Origin of the sequence: Pseudomonas panipatensis, assembly GCF_900099785.1 — a bacterium.
GTDB classification, from domain to species: domain Bacteria; phylum Pseudomonadota; class Gammaproteobacteria; order Pseudomonadales; family Pseudomonadaceae; genus Pseudomonas; species Pseudomonas panipatensis.
This window is the reverse complement of record NZ_FNDS01000011.1, coordinates 110600-123346: the sequence shown is the minus strand read 5'-3', so window position 1 is coordinate 123346 and position 12747 is coordinate 110600. Positions and strand designations below refer to the sequence as shown.

The window sequence follows — 12747 nt, the reverse complement described above, 5'->3', positions numbered from 1 at the left end:
ATGTCCACGACTCAATTGGACCAGGACCAGACTGTAAGAGCCCGCAAGAACATGGCTCTTCTCATGCAGCGTCTTGCGTCAGTCGGCAACGCGCCAGTGGCAGTTGCAATCGGTTGCGACGAGGCAACCGTCAGCCGGATGAAGCCGGAGAAGTTCCAGCAGTTCTGCGAGATCCTCGCTGTGCTGGACCTGAAGGTCGTGCCCAAGGGCATGCGCTGCTTCGACGAGCGCGACATCGAGGCGATCCTTTACCAGGCCAAGCGTTGGATGGATCACGTCCAGGGCATTGACCAACTCGTGTCGGACTGACGATGCCGTCCTTCCTGATCTGCGACGCCGAATGGGACGCCTTGGTGGACGAGCCGCATCAGCTGCTCAAGGTCTACTGCGCGATCCGCATGCACATGGACTACCGCACCGGGTTCTCCGGCGAGGTACGGCGCCTGAGCGAGCAGATGCTGATCGAGGTCTTGAGCATACCGGCATCACCCGGAAGGCCCGCGCACAAGGCCACTCGCAAGGAAGTCCGCTACGCCATCGACGCCCTTGTTCGCCGCGGTCTCCTTGAGCCGATGGGGAGCATTGGCCCCTTCGTTTTCCACCTTCCAAAGGCTGAACGGGATAGCTCCGTCTCCGGGAGGTGGGGCCAGAGGTTTGCCGCAGGTGGGGCCAGACCTGGGGCCGTAGGTGGGGCCAACGAAATTCAGCCGGAATGCGCTGATTTACTGGCTTACAGCGAATTCGACGAGGAAGGCGGGGCCGGAGGTGGGGCCGGAGGTGGGACGGAGGTGGGGCCTGAGGTGGGGCCCACATCCGGACTTCCTCCTAGAGAACTTCCTACTTCCCTTCTTCCGCACGCGAGTCACGACCCGCCCGATCGCTTCCCGATGCACGACGCCTGGAAGCCAAGCCCCAGAGGGTGGCCGGCGACGTTGATGAGGATCGGGATGCAAGGGTTCCAGCTGCGCGACGACGACCTCCTTGAGTTCCGCAGCTACTGGGTCAATCGACCCGAGAAGTACCAGTCCCAAGGCCAGTGGGAGCACGAACTGGCGAAAGACCTGAAGCGCAAGAGCCGTTACGACCAGACTAGGAGCAGCCATGGACAACCACTCGGATCAGCAGGATCTCCCCAAGGCCAAGCCGGCTATCCTGCCGCCCAGCGCGGCCTCTCTCGTCGACAAGGCCCTCTCTCAGCCGTCGACCGAGTCAAAGCCAACGTCGCAGCCAACGAAGCTGCCCGACAGGCTGCTGGAGCGTCTCTGGGTGAAGATGACGGAGATGTACGGGCACCGCTGGACGTCGAGTTTTGGCGACAACCCGAATCCCGATAGTGCCTGGGCGACCGTATTGCACGGCCTGACCGGCCAGCAGTTGGCCAATGGCCTGGCCATCCTGGTGCACAAGGGCACCGAGTTCGACTGGCCTCCGCCGGCGAACGTCTTCCGCGCGCTGTGCCTGGAAGTGCACGGCTTGCCGCACGAGGACGAAGCCTGGGAGCAGGCCCTGCGCGGCGTGTACGGCCACGAGGCGGTTCGCATCGCTGCCAAGGCCACCGGAACCTGGGACTTGAAACAAGCCAAGCTGAGTGACAAGTCGCTGCGCAAGGTGTTCTCCCGCAACTACGCGATCGTGAAGGCTCGTGCCGCCATGGGTAAGCCGCTCGATGGCGAGATCCCGAAGGCCATCGCGTTCGAGGAGAAGACTCCGATGCAGGTGCAGTTCGCCAACAGCCACCGCGAGGCCCGCGATCTGATCGCCGCCCAGGGCCTGCCGACCGATCCGAAGCAGGCGCGCGAGCTGCTGCTGGCGAAGATGGGATTGCGGCGTCGCAAGGCTCCGGAGGTGCGCCGTGAGTTCTGACCTGCGCCCTGTAGTGTTTACCGTCCCCGGAGAGCCAGTGGGGAAGGGCAGGCCGCGTATCGGCCGCGTCGGCGCTCATGCCCGGATGTTCACGCCTCCCAAGACGGCAAGCTACGAGGGGTTGATCGCGCACAGCGGCCAGCAGGCGATGGGGGAGCGCTCGCTGCTGGAAGGGCCGGTGATGGTCGAGATGGACATCGCCCTGAGCATCCCTCAGTCGATGTCGAAAAAGCGGAAGGCCCAGGCCATTGCCGGGCAGCTGTTCCCGACCAAGAAGCCCGACATGGACAACGTGATCAAGGCGATTTACGACGGCCTGAACGGCGTGGTTTGGAAGGATGACGTGCAGGTCGTGAAGGCGGTTGTGGGGAAGCGCTACGGCGAAACGCCGGGCGTTCGCGTGAAAATCGTCCCTCTCCTCGAGGGCGAGCAGTGACTACGGAAAACTACAGGGGAGGGGTGGTATGAAACTCATCAGCGCACGGCAGGCGTGGCACGACTGCATGTACGAGAACCGCGATTCGACGCTGGCGGTTGCAGCGCAGAAGGCTCTGCTTGGCAAGAAGGGGCGGGTCGCCAACGAGACGCACCCGGACCGCAAGGAAACCAACGGGCGCTGCGCCCACATGCTGGCTGCCGGGCTCGTTCAGGCCGCCATTCTCACCCTGCCGAAACCGCTGCAGCACTTCGGGCACACGCTGTACTCGCCGCTGGCCAACGGTAACGACCTGGCCATTGCCCACGGATTGGTGTGGCTGGGCTCTGGCCTTGGCGGTCAACTCACCGCTCGACAGAGCGAGCGCGCCTACTGGATGGCTATGGCGGCGATCAACTCGCACAAGCGGGCCGTCAACGGCCGCGACGTGCTAGCCCCCAGCGAGGTGTGCCTGTTCATCGAGGAGCGCCTCGGCTGCCGCATCGATCCGTGCAACTGGGCGCGGGACTACGCCAGTACCTGGGAACGCCTGGCCAAGCACATCGACCGACTCGACGCCCAGGCCTTGAAGCCGGTCGCCGATGTGGTAGCGTGCGAGCAGGGGTGGCGCCGTGGTCCGGGCTGGCGGTGGTTGCAGGAAGACCGCGATGTGGTCGCCGAGCATCGCGCCCAGCGCTACGCGCAGCACCGGGACCAAATCAACGCAAGCCTCTGCAAGCGCCTGCAGGCGATGAGCGAGAAGCAGCTGGCGGCCTGGGCGGCCCGCATGAAGACCTACAGCGCCGCGTACCGTGCCGAGTGGGGTGACGACGTCCTGGAGCAGCCCGACGTGCACCGCCGTTACCACGACCGAGTAGCTGCCTACTGGAGCCAGCGCGAACGCTTGAAACAGGTCGCTTGACGAGTTGAAGAGCATTTCGGTACTGTTTCGCCATCGTGCATAGCTACACCCCAAGCACAAACACCTTCCGAGACCCCGGCCACTGCGCCGGGGTTTTTCGTTTCTGCGCTCCGGCGCTTGCCCGGCCTTGTACGTCACCGGGCGTTTTCTTCCTGGAGATCCCCGATGGAACCGACCACGACGTTTGGCGGTAGCGCCGTGCTCGCGAAGTACGGCATCGCTATCGCCGGCTTCGGCGGAGCGATCCTCTCGCTGTCGTTCCTGAAGGGATTGACCCGCAAGCAGGCTGTCGCGGCAGTGCTCACCGGATTCGGCTGCGCCTACTACTGGACAGCCCCGCTGGCATGGTGGCTCGGGCAGAAGTATCAGATGCCCACGGACGATCGCTTCCTGTGCGGCGTGGCCTTTACCATCGGCCTGTTGGCGATGAACATCATTCCGGGCCTGAAAGCCGCAGCGGAGCGCTTCCTGCCTGTCGGAGGTGCCTGACCATGACTTCCATCCTCATGGGCCTGGACGCCGTGCTATGCATTCTTGTGGTTCTCGCCGCGCTGGAGTTCCTGCGCGCTGTCCACTTGTTTGAGCATCCCGTGCTGAGCCTGTCGTTTTACCTGGTTGCCATCGGCGCCTTCGGGCTGCTGTGGGAGCTTGCTCGCGGCTCGGTTGTGAGCCCCTGGAGCGTTCTGTTGCATGCCGGCGTCGTTCTGTACGCATGGGCCCACCGGCACGAAATCTTCCAGCACGACTGGCATTGGAACGGGGTGGAGCGGAGGGGAAAGGGCCGCATCTAAGTGCGGCCCGGTTGTTCATGCCTTTTTCAATGCTTCCTGGATGCTGTCTGCGATTGCGCTCAGATGTTCCGAGTAATCACGGGCGTTTCCGCTGACGCTGCCGCCGTTAAGCTTTGCCGCTACCAGTTCTGCAGCAGCGGCAACGGCATAGGCGCGGCGGGACGAGGCGTTATCGTTCTGACTTTCGGATGCGTAAAAAATGGCATGGCCCAGAGGGGAGAGAGACATCACAGCTTCCTTTTGTTGATGGTGAAAGATGGATGTGATGTCGACTTGAAGCCTTTCAAGGGGCTCCGCCAATTTTTCATTGTTTGAGGGTGCGACACGATGGCGCTGACAGACAAACAGCGCCGCTTCGTCGACGAGTACCTGGTCGACCTCAACGCTACCCAGGCCGCGATCCGGGCCGGCTATAGCAAGCGGCGCGCCTCCGAGATTGGATCGCAGCTGCTGCGCAAGCCTGCCGTCGCTGAAGCCATCAGCGCGGCCCAGGTGGAGCGCTCGCAGCGGACACAGATCGACGCCGACTACGTGCTCCGCCGGATGGTCGAGATCGACCAGATGGACGTCCTGGACATCATGACGGACGACATGGAGTTGAAGCCGGTCAGCCAATGGCCTCGCGTGTGGCGCCAGTACCTGAGCGGCTTTGACCTGGCCGAGATGTTCGAAGGGCGCGGAGAAGAGCGCTCCGCCGTCGGCATCCTCAAGAAGATCAAGTGGCCTGACAAGGTGAAGAACCTGGAACTGCTGGGGCGCCACTTCGGCATGTTCACGGACAACCTGGCGGTCACAGGCAAGAACGGCGGCCCAATTCAGACCGTGACCACGGTCACCGATCCGCAGGAGGCCGCGAAGATTTACCAGCAGCTGATGACCCCCTGATGCCCATCCCATTCCCCTTCGACTTCCGAAAGCCGGACTATGTCCAGGTGTTCGAGTGGAGGGTGGAGCGACTGCGGCGCATTCGGGAGAATCCCAGCGCCCTATCGGCGCTGAAGCTGTTCTACCGGGACAACCCGGCCCAGTTCATCATCGACTGGGGCATGACATTCGACCCGCGCAACGTCGAGCGTGGCTTGCCGGCGATGATCCCCTTCCTGCTGTTCCCGAAGCAGGAGGAGTGGGTCGACTGGTTCATGGATCGCTGGAGATCGCAGGAGCCTGGCATCACCGAGAAGACCCGCGACATGGGAATGTCGTGGCTCACAGTCGGCCTGGCTGACACGGTGTGCCTGTTCCACCACGGCGTGGTCGTCGGTTTCGGCTCCCGCAAGGAGGAGTACGTCGACAAGATCGGCTCCCCCAAGAGCCTGTTCTGGAAGGCACGCGAGTTCATGCGCCTGCTGCCGGCAGAATTCCGCGGCGGATGGGACTCAAGCAAGCACGCGCCGCACATGCGGATCATGTTCCCCGACACCGACTCGGTGATCACCGGCGAGTCCGGCGACGGCATCGGCCGCGGCGACCGCTCCAGTTTCTACATCGTCGACGAGTCGGCCTTCCTGGAACGGCCTCAGCTGGTCGACGCATCATTGTCGGCGACCACCAACTGCCGGCAGGACATCTCCACGCCGAACGGCATGGGCAACTCGTTCGCCCAGCGCCGGCACGGCGGCAAGATCAAGGTCTTCACCTTCCACTGGCGGGATGACCCCCGGAAGGACGACGCCTGGTACGCCAAGCAGGTCAACGACCTCGACCCGGTCGTCGTAGCGCAGGAGATCGACATCAACTACTCGGCCTCGGTCGAGGGTGTCGTGATTCCGTCCGCCTGGGTGCAGGCCGCCATCGGAGCCCACCTGAAGCTCGGCGTCGAGCCGACCGGCATGCGCCGCGGCGCTATGGACGTGGCCGACGAGGGCGCGGACAAGAACGCCTTCGCTGGCCGACACGGTTTCCTGCTGGACTTCCTGGAGTCGTGGTCCGGCAAGGGTGGCGACATCTACGGCTCGGTGGTGAAGAGCTTCGCCATCTGCGACGAGCGCAACTACGAGGGCTTCGACTACGACGCTGATGGCCTTGGCGCCGGCGTGCGCGGCGATGCCAGGGTGATCAACGAAGCCCGGCACGAGGAAGGCAAGCGCCGGATCGACGATTCACCCTTCCGCGGCTCTGGCCCCGTCTTTGACCCCGAAGGCGAGATGGTCAAGGAGCGCAAGAACAAGGACTTCTTCGCCAATGCCAAGGCGCAGGCCTGGTGGGCGCTTCGCATGCGCTTCCAGGCGACCTACCGCGCCGTGGTCGAGGGAATGGAGTTCAACCCCGACGACATCATCAGCATCTCGCCAGACCTGGCAGAGCTTTCGACGCTGACGATGGAGCTGTCCCAGCCGACCTACACCATCAACCAGGTGGGCAAGATCGTTATCGACAAGGCCCCCGAGGGCACGAAATCGCCGAACCACGCTGATGCAGTGATGATCTGCTACCAGCCGGCAACCCGAGCATTGGACATCTGGAACAGGCTGGCAGGCTGATGAGCAAGAAGAACGCACGGCAACAGCAGCGCCTGGCAGCCCGGATCACCCACGACACCGACCGGGCGCGGAAGTCGTTCGTCACCGCGGACAGCTTCCAGAACTTCGCCGCGCGCGTCGGCCTTGGCACCGCGAACCAGAACAACGCGAGCCAGTACGGCTTCGACCTGGTCAGCCGCAACCGCGTGCAGATGGAGGCCGTCTATCGCTCCAGCTGGCTCGCCGGCATGGCCGTGGATCTGGTCGCCCAGGACATGACCCGGGCGGGCATTGAACTCGTGTCCGACATGAAGCCCGAGGACAAGGACAAGCTGAACCAGTCCCTGGAGCGCCTGCAGATCTGGAACCAGCTCTGCGACAACGTGAAGTGGTCGCGCCTCTACGGCGGCTCGATCGCCGTGATGCTGATCGACGGCCAAGACGTCAGCACCCCGCTGCGCCTGGATAGCATCGGCAAAGACCAGTTCAAGGGCCTGCTGGTGCTGGACCGCTGGTTGGTGCAGCCGTCGCTGGAGAACCTAGTTACCGAGCTCGGCCCGAACCTGGGCAAGCCGAAGTTCTACACCGTGGTTGCGGATGCCCAGGCGCTGATCAACCAGCGCATCCACTACAGCCGGGTCATTCGCCTTGAGGGCGTGCAGCTTCCCTACTGGCAGCGTATCGCCGAGAACGGCTGGGGTCAGTCGGTGCTGGAGCGCCTGTGGGATCGCCTGATCTCCTTCGATAGCGTCAGCGCGGGCGCTGCCCAGTTGGCCTACAAGGCGCACCTGCGCACCTACAAGATCGAGAAGCTCCGCGAGCTGATCGCCACCGGCGGCAAGGCCTTCGAGGCCGTCGTCAAGCAGATCGACCTGATCCGGCAGTATCAGTCCAACGAGGGCATGACCCTCATGGATGCTTCGGACGAGTTCGAGGCGCACCAGTACACCTTCTCCGGCCTGGCCGAGCTCAAGCTCAGCTTCGGTGAGGAGTTGTCCGGCGCGCTGCAGATTCCCCTGGTGCGCCTGTTCGGGCAGTCACCGGGAGGCTTGAACAGCTCCGGCGACAGCGACCTGCGCACCTACTACGACAACGTGGCCGCCTGGCAGGACCGCGACCTGCGGCCCGGCATGACCACGCTGCTTGAAGTGGCTTCGCGCTCGGTGCTGGGAAAGCCTATGCCGGATGGCTGGGACTTCCAGTTCCGCCCGCTCTGGCAACTGACCGACACCGAGAAGGCGGACATCGCCAGCAAGGACACCCAGTCGGTCGTGCAGGCCTACGAGGCGCAGCTGATCGGACGGTCGACGGCTCTGAAGGAACTGCGCCAGTCCAGCCAGACCACCGGCCTCTGGTCGAACATCACCGACGAGGACATCGAGGAGGCGGAGAACGACCCGCCGCCTGGTGCCGAAGACCTGGACCCTCCAGATGCGAACGATCGACCGGAAGAAAAACCGGAATCCGGTCAGGACCAGCCGAGCGGAGCGTGAGTACCAGCGCAGCCTGACCCAGGTGGCGCGGCAGGTCGGCGCGATCATCAACGGCTTCCCGCCAGGTGATCCGTCGGCTGAGCCGACCATCAGCCAGATCCTGCGCAAGTACGCAGACGCACTGAACGACTGGGCCATCGCCACCGGCGCCAGGATGATCACCGAGGTCAACCAGCAGGACCGCAAGGCCTGGGCTGCGAGGACCGAGGAGATGTCCAAGGCGCTGCGTGACGAGATCCTGCACGCCGACACCGGCACCGCGATGCGTGGGCTGCTCAGCGAGCAGGTGACGCTCATCAAGAGCATCCCGCTCGACGCCGCCCAGCGCGTGCACGAGCTGACGCTGCAGGGCATAGAGGACGCCACCCGCGCGAACGAGATCGCCAAGGAGATTCGGCGCTCCGGCGAGGTGGCCGCCAGTCGAGCCCAGTTGATTGCCAGGACCGAGGTATCGCGCACCGCGGCGACGCTCACCGAGGCACGCGCCAAGGCGACCGGCAGCGAAGGCTATATCTGGCGGACCGCCCACGACGGCACGGTCCGCAGCTCGCACAAGGCCATGGAAGGGAAGTTTATTCCATGGTCCTCGCCTCCCACCCTGGACAAGCTCACCGGCCACGCAGGCTGCCTGCCGAACTGCAGGTGCTGGCCTGAACCAGTGATCCCCGAATAGCACCCGCCGTCCTGGCGGGTTTTTTACGAGTGCATGCCATGCGAGTGCATACGCGAGACGAAGCCGCGCGCTGGTTCACGCCCGAATACCTGAGTCCCAGGCAGCGAATGACCCCCGAGGGCTTTCTGCTGTGCGAGTCGGTCCCGATCGCGCGCACCGGAACGCTCCTCTATGCCGAAGGTGAAGTGCCGGTCGACGCCAGCTACGCGGGCGAGATCGTCATCGAGCGCAACGCCGACGAGGTATTCCGCGCCGAGACGTTGGCCAGCTTCGAAGGCAAGCCGGTCACGCTGAATCACCCCGACGACTTCGTGACCCCGCAGAACTGGCGGCAGCTGAGCGTCGGCATCACCCAGAACGTCCGCCGGGGCGAAGGCGTCGAGCAGGACCTAATGCTCGCCGACCTGCTCATCACCGACGCAGACGCCATCAGCGAGGTCCGCGACGGCCTGCGCGAGGTCAGCTGCGGGTATGAGGCGGACTACGAACAGTTGGCTACCGGTCGCGGTCGCCAGCTCAACATCGTGGGCAACCACGTAGCCCTGGTAGCGCGAGGCCGCTGCGGCCCGCGATGTGCAATTGGAGACTCCGACGATATGAAAACCAAAGACGCCGCCAAGCCGAAAGGCCGCCGCACGGTCTGGGATCGCATCATGACCGCCTTCCGCGCCAACGATGCGGAAGCCCTGGAAGAAGCCCTGGAAGAAGCCAAGGCCGCCACCGCCGACGAGGAGTCGGAGGAGGAAGAAGAGGGCAAGGAGAAAGCCAAGACCGGCGACTCCGCGACCCTCGATGCCATCCGCGCGCTGTCGGCCGACATCAAGGCGCTGACCAAGCGCGTCGGCGACATGGAAGCCGAGAAGAAAGAAACCGAGGACGAAGACGACGAATCGGAGAAGAAGGAAACCGAGGACGACATCCTCGAAGCCGAGGAAGCCACTCACAACCCCGATGCTGCCGGCAAGACCTACACCGGCGACGCCGCGGCGATGTCCGACCTTCGTTCCCGTGCCGAGATCCTGGTCCCCGGTATCACCTTCCCGACCCGCGATGCCAAGGCGAAGACCGAAGACCATGTCTGCGCCTGCCAGCGCGCCGCCTTGGGCAAGGCCATGCAGACCGAGGACGGCAAGGCCGCTGTCGAGCCGTTCCTGCTCGGTAAGCCCCTGGAAAAGCTCACCGCCGACCAGGTGGCCAGCGCCTTCATCGGCTCTTCCGAGCTGATCAAGGCCCGTAACAACGCCGCCGGCGCTCGCTCGGCGATCTCCACCAAAGACTTCGGGCGTCCCGGCGACGTGGCCGCCATGAACGCTCGCAATCGCGAGTTCTGGAATGGCCAAGGCCGCAAATAATCGAGGAACCTCTCCATGGGTAACGCAATTCTTTACCGCATGCCCTCGGGCATCCCGGGCGACGTAAGCCGCCCGTCTCAGTCCACCATCGAGTCGGTGCTGCTCGATTCGGCGAACCCGTTCGCTGGCTTCGGCCTGTTCGGCAAGATCGTCTCCGGCAAGTTCATCCCGGTCGGCGCTGGTGATGCCGCGACTGCCGTGTACGGCCTGTACGTGCGGCCATACCCGGCCACCGGTGGCGCTGCCTCCGACCCGCTGGGCACCTCCACTCCGCCACAGGGCGCCGGCATCGGTAACGCCCTGCGTCGCGGCTACATGACCGTGAAGAACAACGCCGGCACCCCGGCCATGAACGGCCAGGTGTACGTGCGTGTCGCCGCGGCTGCCGCCGGCAAGCCCATCGGCGGCATCGAGGCGGCTGCCGACTCCACCAACACCATCGCCATCACTGGCGCGATCTTCCTGGCTGCTGCCGATGCTGCCGGGAACGTCGAAATCGCCTACAACATCTGACGGAGATAGCTCGATGAGCAACCTGATCCTGCCGCGCGCTATCAAGCGTGCGTACACCCGCGACGGTCTGATGACCTTCGACCGCCAGACCATCGACTCCGCCGGTGTATTCCTGATCGGCGAGCTGGAGCGTCTGGACCAGAACCTCCACGAGCCGCTGGCGTCCGTGACCTGGTCGCGTGACATCCAGCTGCGCGAGGATGTCAGCATCGCCGACGAGATGTCGTCCTTCACCAACTCCAGCTTCGCTGCCGCTGGCGGTCCCAGCCCGAACGGCAAGAGCTGGATCGGCAAGGACACCAACGCCATCGCTGGCATCGCCCTGGACATCGGCAAGACCGCTACCCCGCTGAACCTGTGGGGCATGCAGCTCGGCTGGACCATCCCGGAACTCGAGTCCGCCCAGAAGCTCGGTCGTCCCGTCGACCAGCAGAAGTTCAAGGGCATGCAGCTCAAGTACCAGATGGACGTCGACGAGCAGGTCTACATCGGCGACTCCGGCCTGGGCCTGACCGGCCTGGTCAACGGTGCGTTGGTAACCAACGTCTCGAACGCCGTGACCGGCAACTGGTCGTCGGCCACCGACCCCAAAACCATCCTGGCCGATGTGAACGAGCTGCTGAACAGCGTATGGGCGGCCTCCGCTTTTGCTATCTGCCCGAGCGAGCTGCGCCTGCCGCCGACGCAATACAGCTTGCTGGTAAGCACCCTGATCAGCTCCGCCGGTAACATCTCGGTGCTGGAGTTCCTGCGCATCAACTGCCTGTCGAACTCCATCAATGGCCGGCCGCTGAACATCCAGCCGCTGAAGTGGCTGACCGGTCGAGGCGCCTCCAACAAGGACCGCATGATCGCCTACACCAACGACATGGAGCGCGTGCGCTTCCCGCTGGTTCCGCTGCAGCGCACTCCGCTGGAGTACCGCGGCATCCACCAGCTGACCACCTACTTCGGTCGTCTGGGCGGTGTAGAGTTCGTCTACCCGGAAACCATCGGCTACCGTGACGGCATCTAAGCCGAGGAGCAGAGCATGAAGTACCTGAACGTGCTGACGGGCTTTATCCTGACCCTCGCCGATGGCGCCAAGCGCGAGTTCGAGGCGGGCCTGCAAGAGATCGAGGACGACCTGGCGGATCACTGGTATGTCGCTGCCCACAGCGAGCCACTGACCGCCAAGCAGGCCAAGGCTCTGCAGGCTGCGTCGGCCGCTCCGGAACCGGCTGCCGAGCAGCTTGCGCCGGAGCCCGAGCCCGCCGCTGAACCTGAAGCCCCGGCCGAGCCGGTAGTCGACGCACCCACCGAGAGCTGATCCATGGATGCTGCCAAGTTCCGCCAGGACTTCCCCGAGTTCGCCGATGTCACGAAGTACCCCGACTACGCGGTGAACCTCTGGCTGGGCTTGGCCAGCACGACGCTACCGGCTGACCGCTGGTGCGACTACCTGGACATCGGCATGGAGCTGTTCACGGCCCACAACCTGGCGCTGGCCGCCGGCAACCAGGCTACGGCCGCGGTTGGCGGTGCTCCCGGCCAGGTGAAGGGGCCACTGACCAGCAAGGCAGTCGACAAGGTCAGCGTCGGCTACGACAGCGGCGCTGCCGCGCTGGAGGATGGCGGGTTCTTCAACCTGACCACCTACGGCATCCAGTTCCTGCAGCTATCGCGCATGATCGGCTCTGGAGGCATCCAGCTGTGACGATGAAGGTGACGAAGGACAACGTCGGCAAGCTGCTGGCGTCGATCCAGCGCCTCGTCGGGCAGGAGGTTCTCGTCGGCATTCCGGCCAGCCAGGCCGAGCGCAGTGACGAAGATCCGCAGCCGATGAACAACGCCCAGCTCGGCTACGTACACGAGAACGGCTCACCGGCGCAGAACATCCCGGCGCGCCCGTTCCTGATCCCCGGCGTCGAAGACACTGAGGAAATTTATACCGGCCACCTGAAGAAGGCAGCCGCCGCGGCAATGGACGGCGACAACACCAGGGTGCAGGCGGAGCTTAATGCGGCCGGCCTGGTCGCCTCTGCAGGCGCGCGCAACAAGATCACCACCGGCGACTTCGTGCCGCTGTCGCCCGCAACCATCCGCAACCGGCGGAAGAGCCGCGGGACCAAGTCCATGCGCGCCGCCGAGAAGAAGTACCTGGAGCTGATCGCCAACGGCGCCACGCCGGAGCAGGCCCAGGACGAGGCCGGCATCCGGCCGCTGATCAACACCGGCCAGCTTCGCAACTCGCTCACCCACGTCATCCGCAAGAAGGAATAGCCCC

Annotated in this window: 17 protein-coding genes and 1 pseudogene; 17 read left to right on the top strand and 1 reads right to left on the bottom strand. The window is 64.4% G+C overall.

What is annotated here, in order from left to right:
• The 7 genes and pseudogenes from BLQ74_RS22655 (at position 1) to BLQ74_RS22625 (ending at position 3991) form a co-directional block, all read left to right on the top strand.
• Positions 1 to 309 (top strand): CII family transcriptional regulator, encoded by a 309-nt coding sequence (locus BLQ74_RS22655; RefSeq protein ID WP_090266851.1) that lies wholly within the window; start codon positions 1 to 3, stop codon positions 307 to 309.
• A 2-nt stretch (positions 310 to 311) separates the two neighbouring features.
• Positions 312 to 1079: pseudogene (locus BLQ74_RS28045) on the top strand (DnaT-like ssDNA-binding domain-containing protein); the annotation flags it as partial.
• Positions 1080 to 1101: 22 nt separating this feature from the next.
• Positions 1102 to 1863, top strand: a complete 762-nt coding sequence (locus BLQ74_RS22645; RefSeq protein WP_244507250.1) for a hypothetical protein — start codon at positions 1102 to 1104, stop codon at positions 1861 to 1863.
• Positions 1853 to 2299, top strand: coding sequence for a RusA family crossover junction endodeoxyribonuclease (locus tag BLQ74_RS22640; RefSeq protein WP_090266842.1), 447 nt, complete (start codon positions 1853 to 1855; stop codon positions 2297 to 2299). The genes BLQ74_RS22645 and BLQ74_RS22640 overlap by 11 nt, the downstream gene beginning before the upstream one ends.
• A 28-nt stretch (positions 2300 to 2327) precedes the next feature.
• Positions 2328 to 3200: a hypothetical protein gene (locus BLQ74_RS22635; protein ID WP_090266839.1), complete on the top strand. Its 873-nt coding sequence runs from the start codon at positions 2328 to 2330 to the stop codon at positions 3198 to 3200.
• A gap of 165 nt (positions 3201 to 3365) precedes the next feature.
• Entirely contained in the window at positions 3366 to 3689 is a 324-nt protein-coding gene (locus BLQ74_RS22630) for a peptidase M48, Ste24p (protein WP_090266836.1), read from the top strand.
• 2 nt (positions 3690 to 3691) lie between these two features.
• Positions 3692 to 3991 (top strand): hypothetical protein, encoded by a 300-nt coding sequence (locus BLQ74_RS22625; protein ID WP_090266832.1) that lies wholly within the window; start codon positions 3692 to 3694, stop codon positions 3989 to 3991.
• Positions 3992 to 4006: 15 nt separating this feature from the next.
• Here the strand turns inward: BLQ74_RS22625 and BLQ74_RS27195 are convergent, their stop codons facing one another.
• A complete protein-coding gene (locus tag BLQ74_RS27195) occupies positions 4007 to 4219 on the bottom strand; it encodes a hypothetical protein (protein ID WP_139199109.1) in 213 nt (70 codons plus the stop codon).
• 99 nt (positions 4220 to 4318) lie between these two features.
• On the opposite strand from BLQ74_RS27195, the gene BLQ74_RS22615 reads away from it, so the two are divergent.
• Genes BLQ74_RS22615 through BLQ74_RS22570 form a run of 10 tightly spaced genes read left to right on the top strand, consistent with a single transcriptional unit; the run spans position 4319 to position 12743 of the window.
• Entirely contained in the window at positions 4319 to 4876 is a 558-nt protein-coding gene (locus BLQ74_RS22615; protein ID WP_090266821.1) for a terminase small subunit, read from the top strand.
• Positions 4876 to 6471 carry a TerL protein gene (locus tag BLQ74_RS22610; protein WP_090266819.1) on the top strand — a complete coding sequence of 532 codons (1596 nt, stop codon included), beginning with the start codon at positions 4876 to 4878 and terminating at the stop codon, positions 6469 to 6471. Before BLQ74_RS22615 ends, BLQ74_RS22610 begins: the two co-directional genes overlap by 1 nt.
• Positions 6471 to 7943, top strand: coding sequence for a DUF1073 domain-containing protein (locus BLQ74_RS22605; RefSeq protein WP_090266816.1), 1473 nt, complete (start codon positions 6471 to 6473; stop codon positions 7941 to 7943). Before BLQ74_RS22610 ends, BLQ74_RS22605 begins: the two co-directional genes overlap by 1 nt.
• Entirely contained in the window at positions 7882 to 8616 is a 735-nt protein-coding gene (locus tag BLQ74_RS22600; protein WP_090266812.1) for a phage head morphogenesis protein, read from the top strand. The genes BLQ74_RS22605 and BLQ74_RS22600 overlap by 62 nt, the downstream gene beginning before the upstream one ends.
• A gap of 38 nt (positions 8617 to 8654) precedes the next feature.
• A complete protein-coding gene (locus tag BLQ74_RS22595; protein ID WP_090266809.1) occupies positions 8655 to 9968 on the top strand; it encodes a DUF2213 domain-containing protein in 1314 nt (437 codons plus the stop codon).
• 15 nt (positions 9969 to 9983) lie between these two features.
• Positions 9984 to 10481: a structural cement protein Gp24 gene (locus tag BLQ74_RS22590; protein WP_090266806.1), complete on the top strand. Its 498-nt coding sequence runs from the start codon at positions 9984 to 9986 to the stop codon at positions 10479 to 10481.
• A gap of 13 nt (positions 10482 to 10494) precedes the next feature.
• The gene (locus BLQ74_RS22585) at positions 10495 to 11496 is read left to right on the top strand and encodes a DUF2184 domain-containing protein (protein WP_090266802.1); all 1002 of its coding nucleotides are present in this window, start codon (positions 10495 to 10497) and stop codon (positions 11494 to 11496) included.
• 15 nt (positions 11497 to 11511) lie between these two features.
• Complete coding sequence (locus BLQ74_RS22580) at positions 11512 to 11790, top strand: STY1053 family phage-associated protein (RefSeq protein WP_090266800.1); 279 nt, start codon at positions 11512 to 11514, stop codon at positions 11788 to 11790.
• 3 nt (positions 11791 to 11793) lie between these two features.
• Positions 11794 to 12177, top strand: a complete 384-nt coding sequence (locus tag BLQ74_RS22575) for a DUF4054 domain-containing protein (protein ID WP_090266798.1) — start codon at positions 11794 to 11796, stop codon at positions 12175 to 12177.
• The gene (locus BLQ74_RS22570; protein WP_139199108.1) at positions 12174 to 12743 is read left to right on the top strand and encodes a hypothetical protein; all 570 of its coding nucleotides are present in this window, start codon (positions 12174 to 12176) and stop codon (positions 12741 to 12743) included. Before BLQ74_RS22575 ends, BLQ74_RS22570 begins: the two co-directional genes overlap by 4 nt.
• The last annotated feature ends 4 nt before the right edge of the window (positions 12744 to 12747 follow it).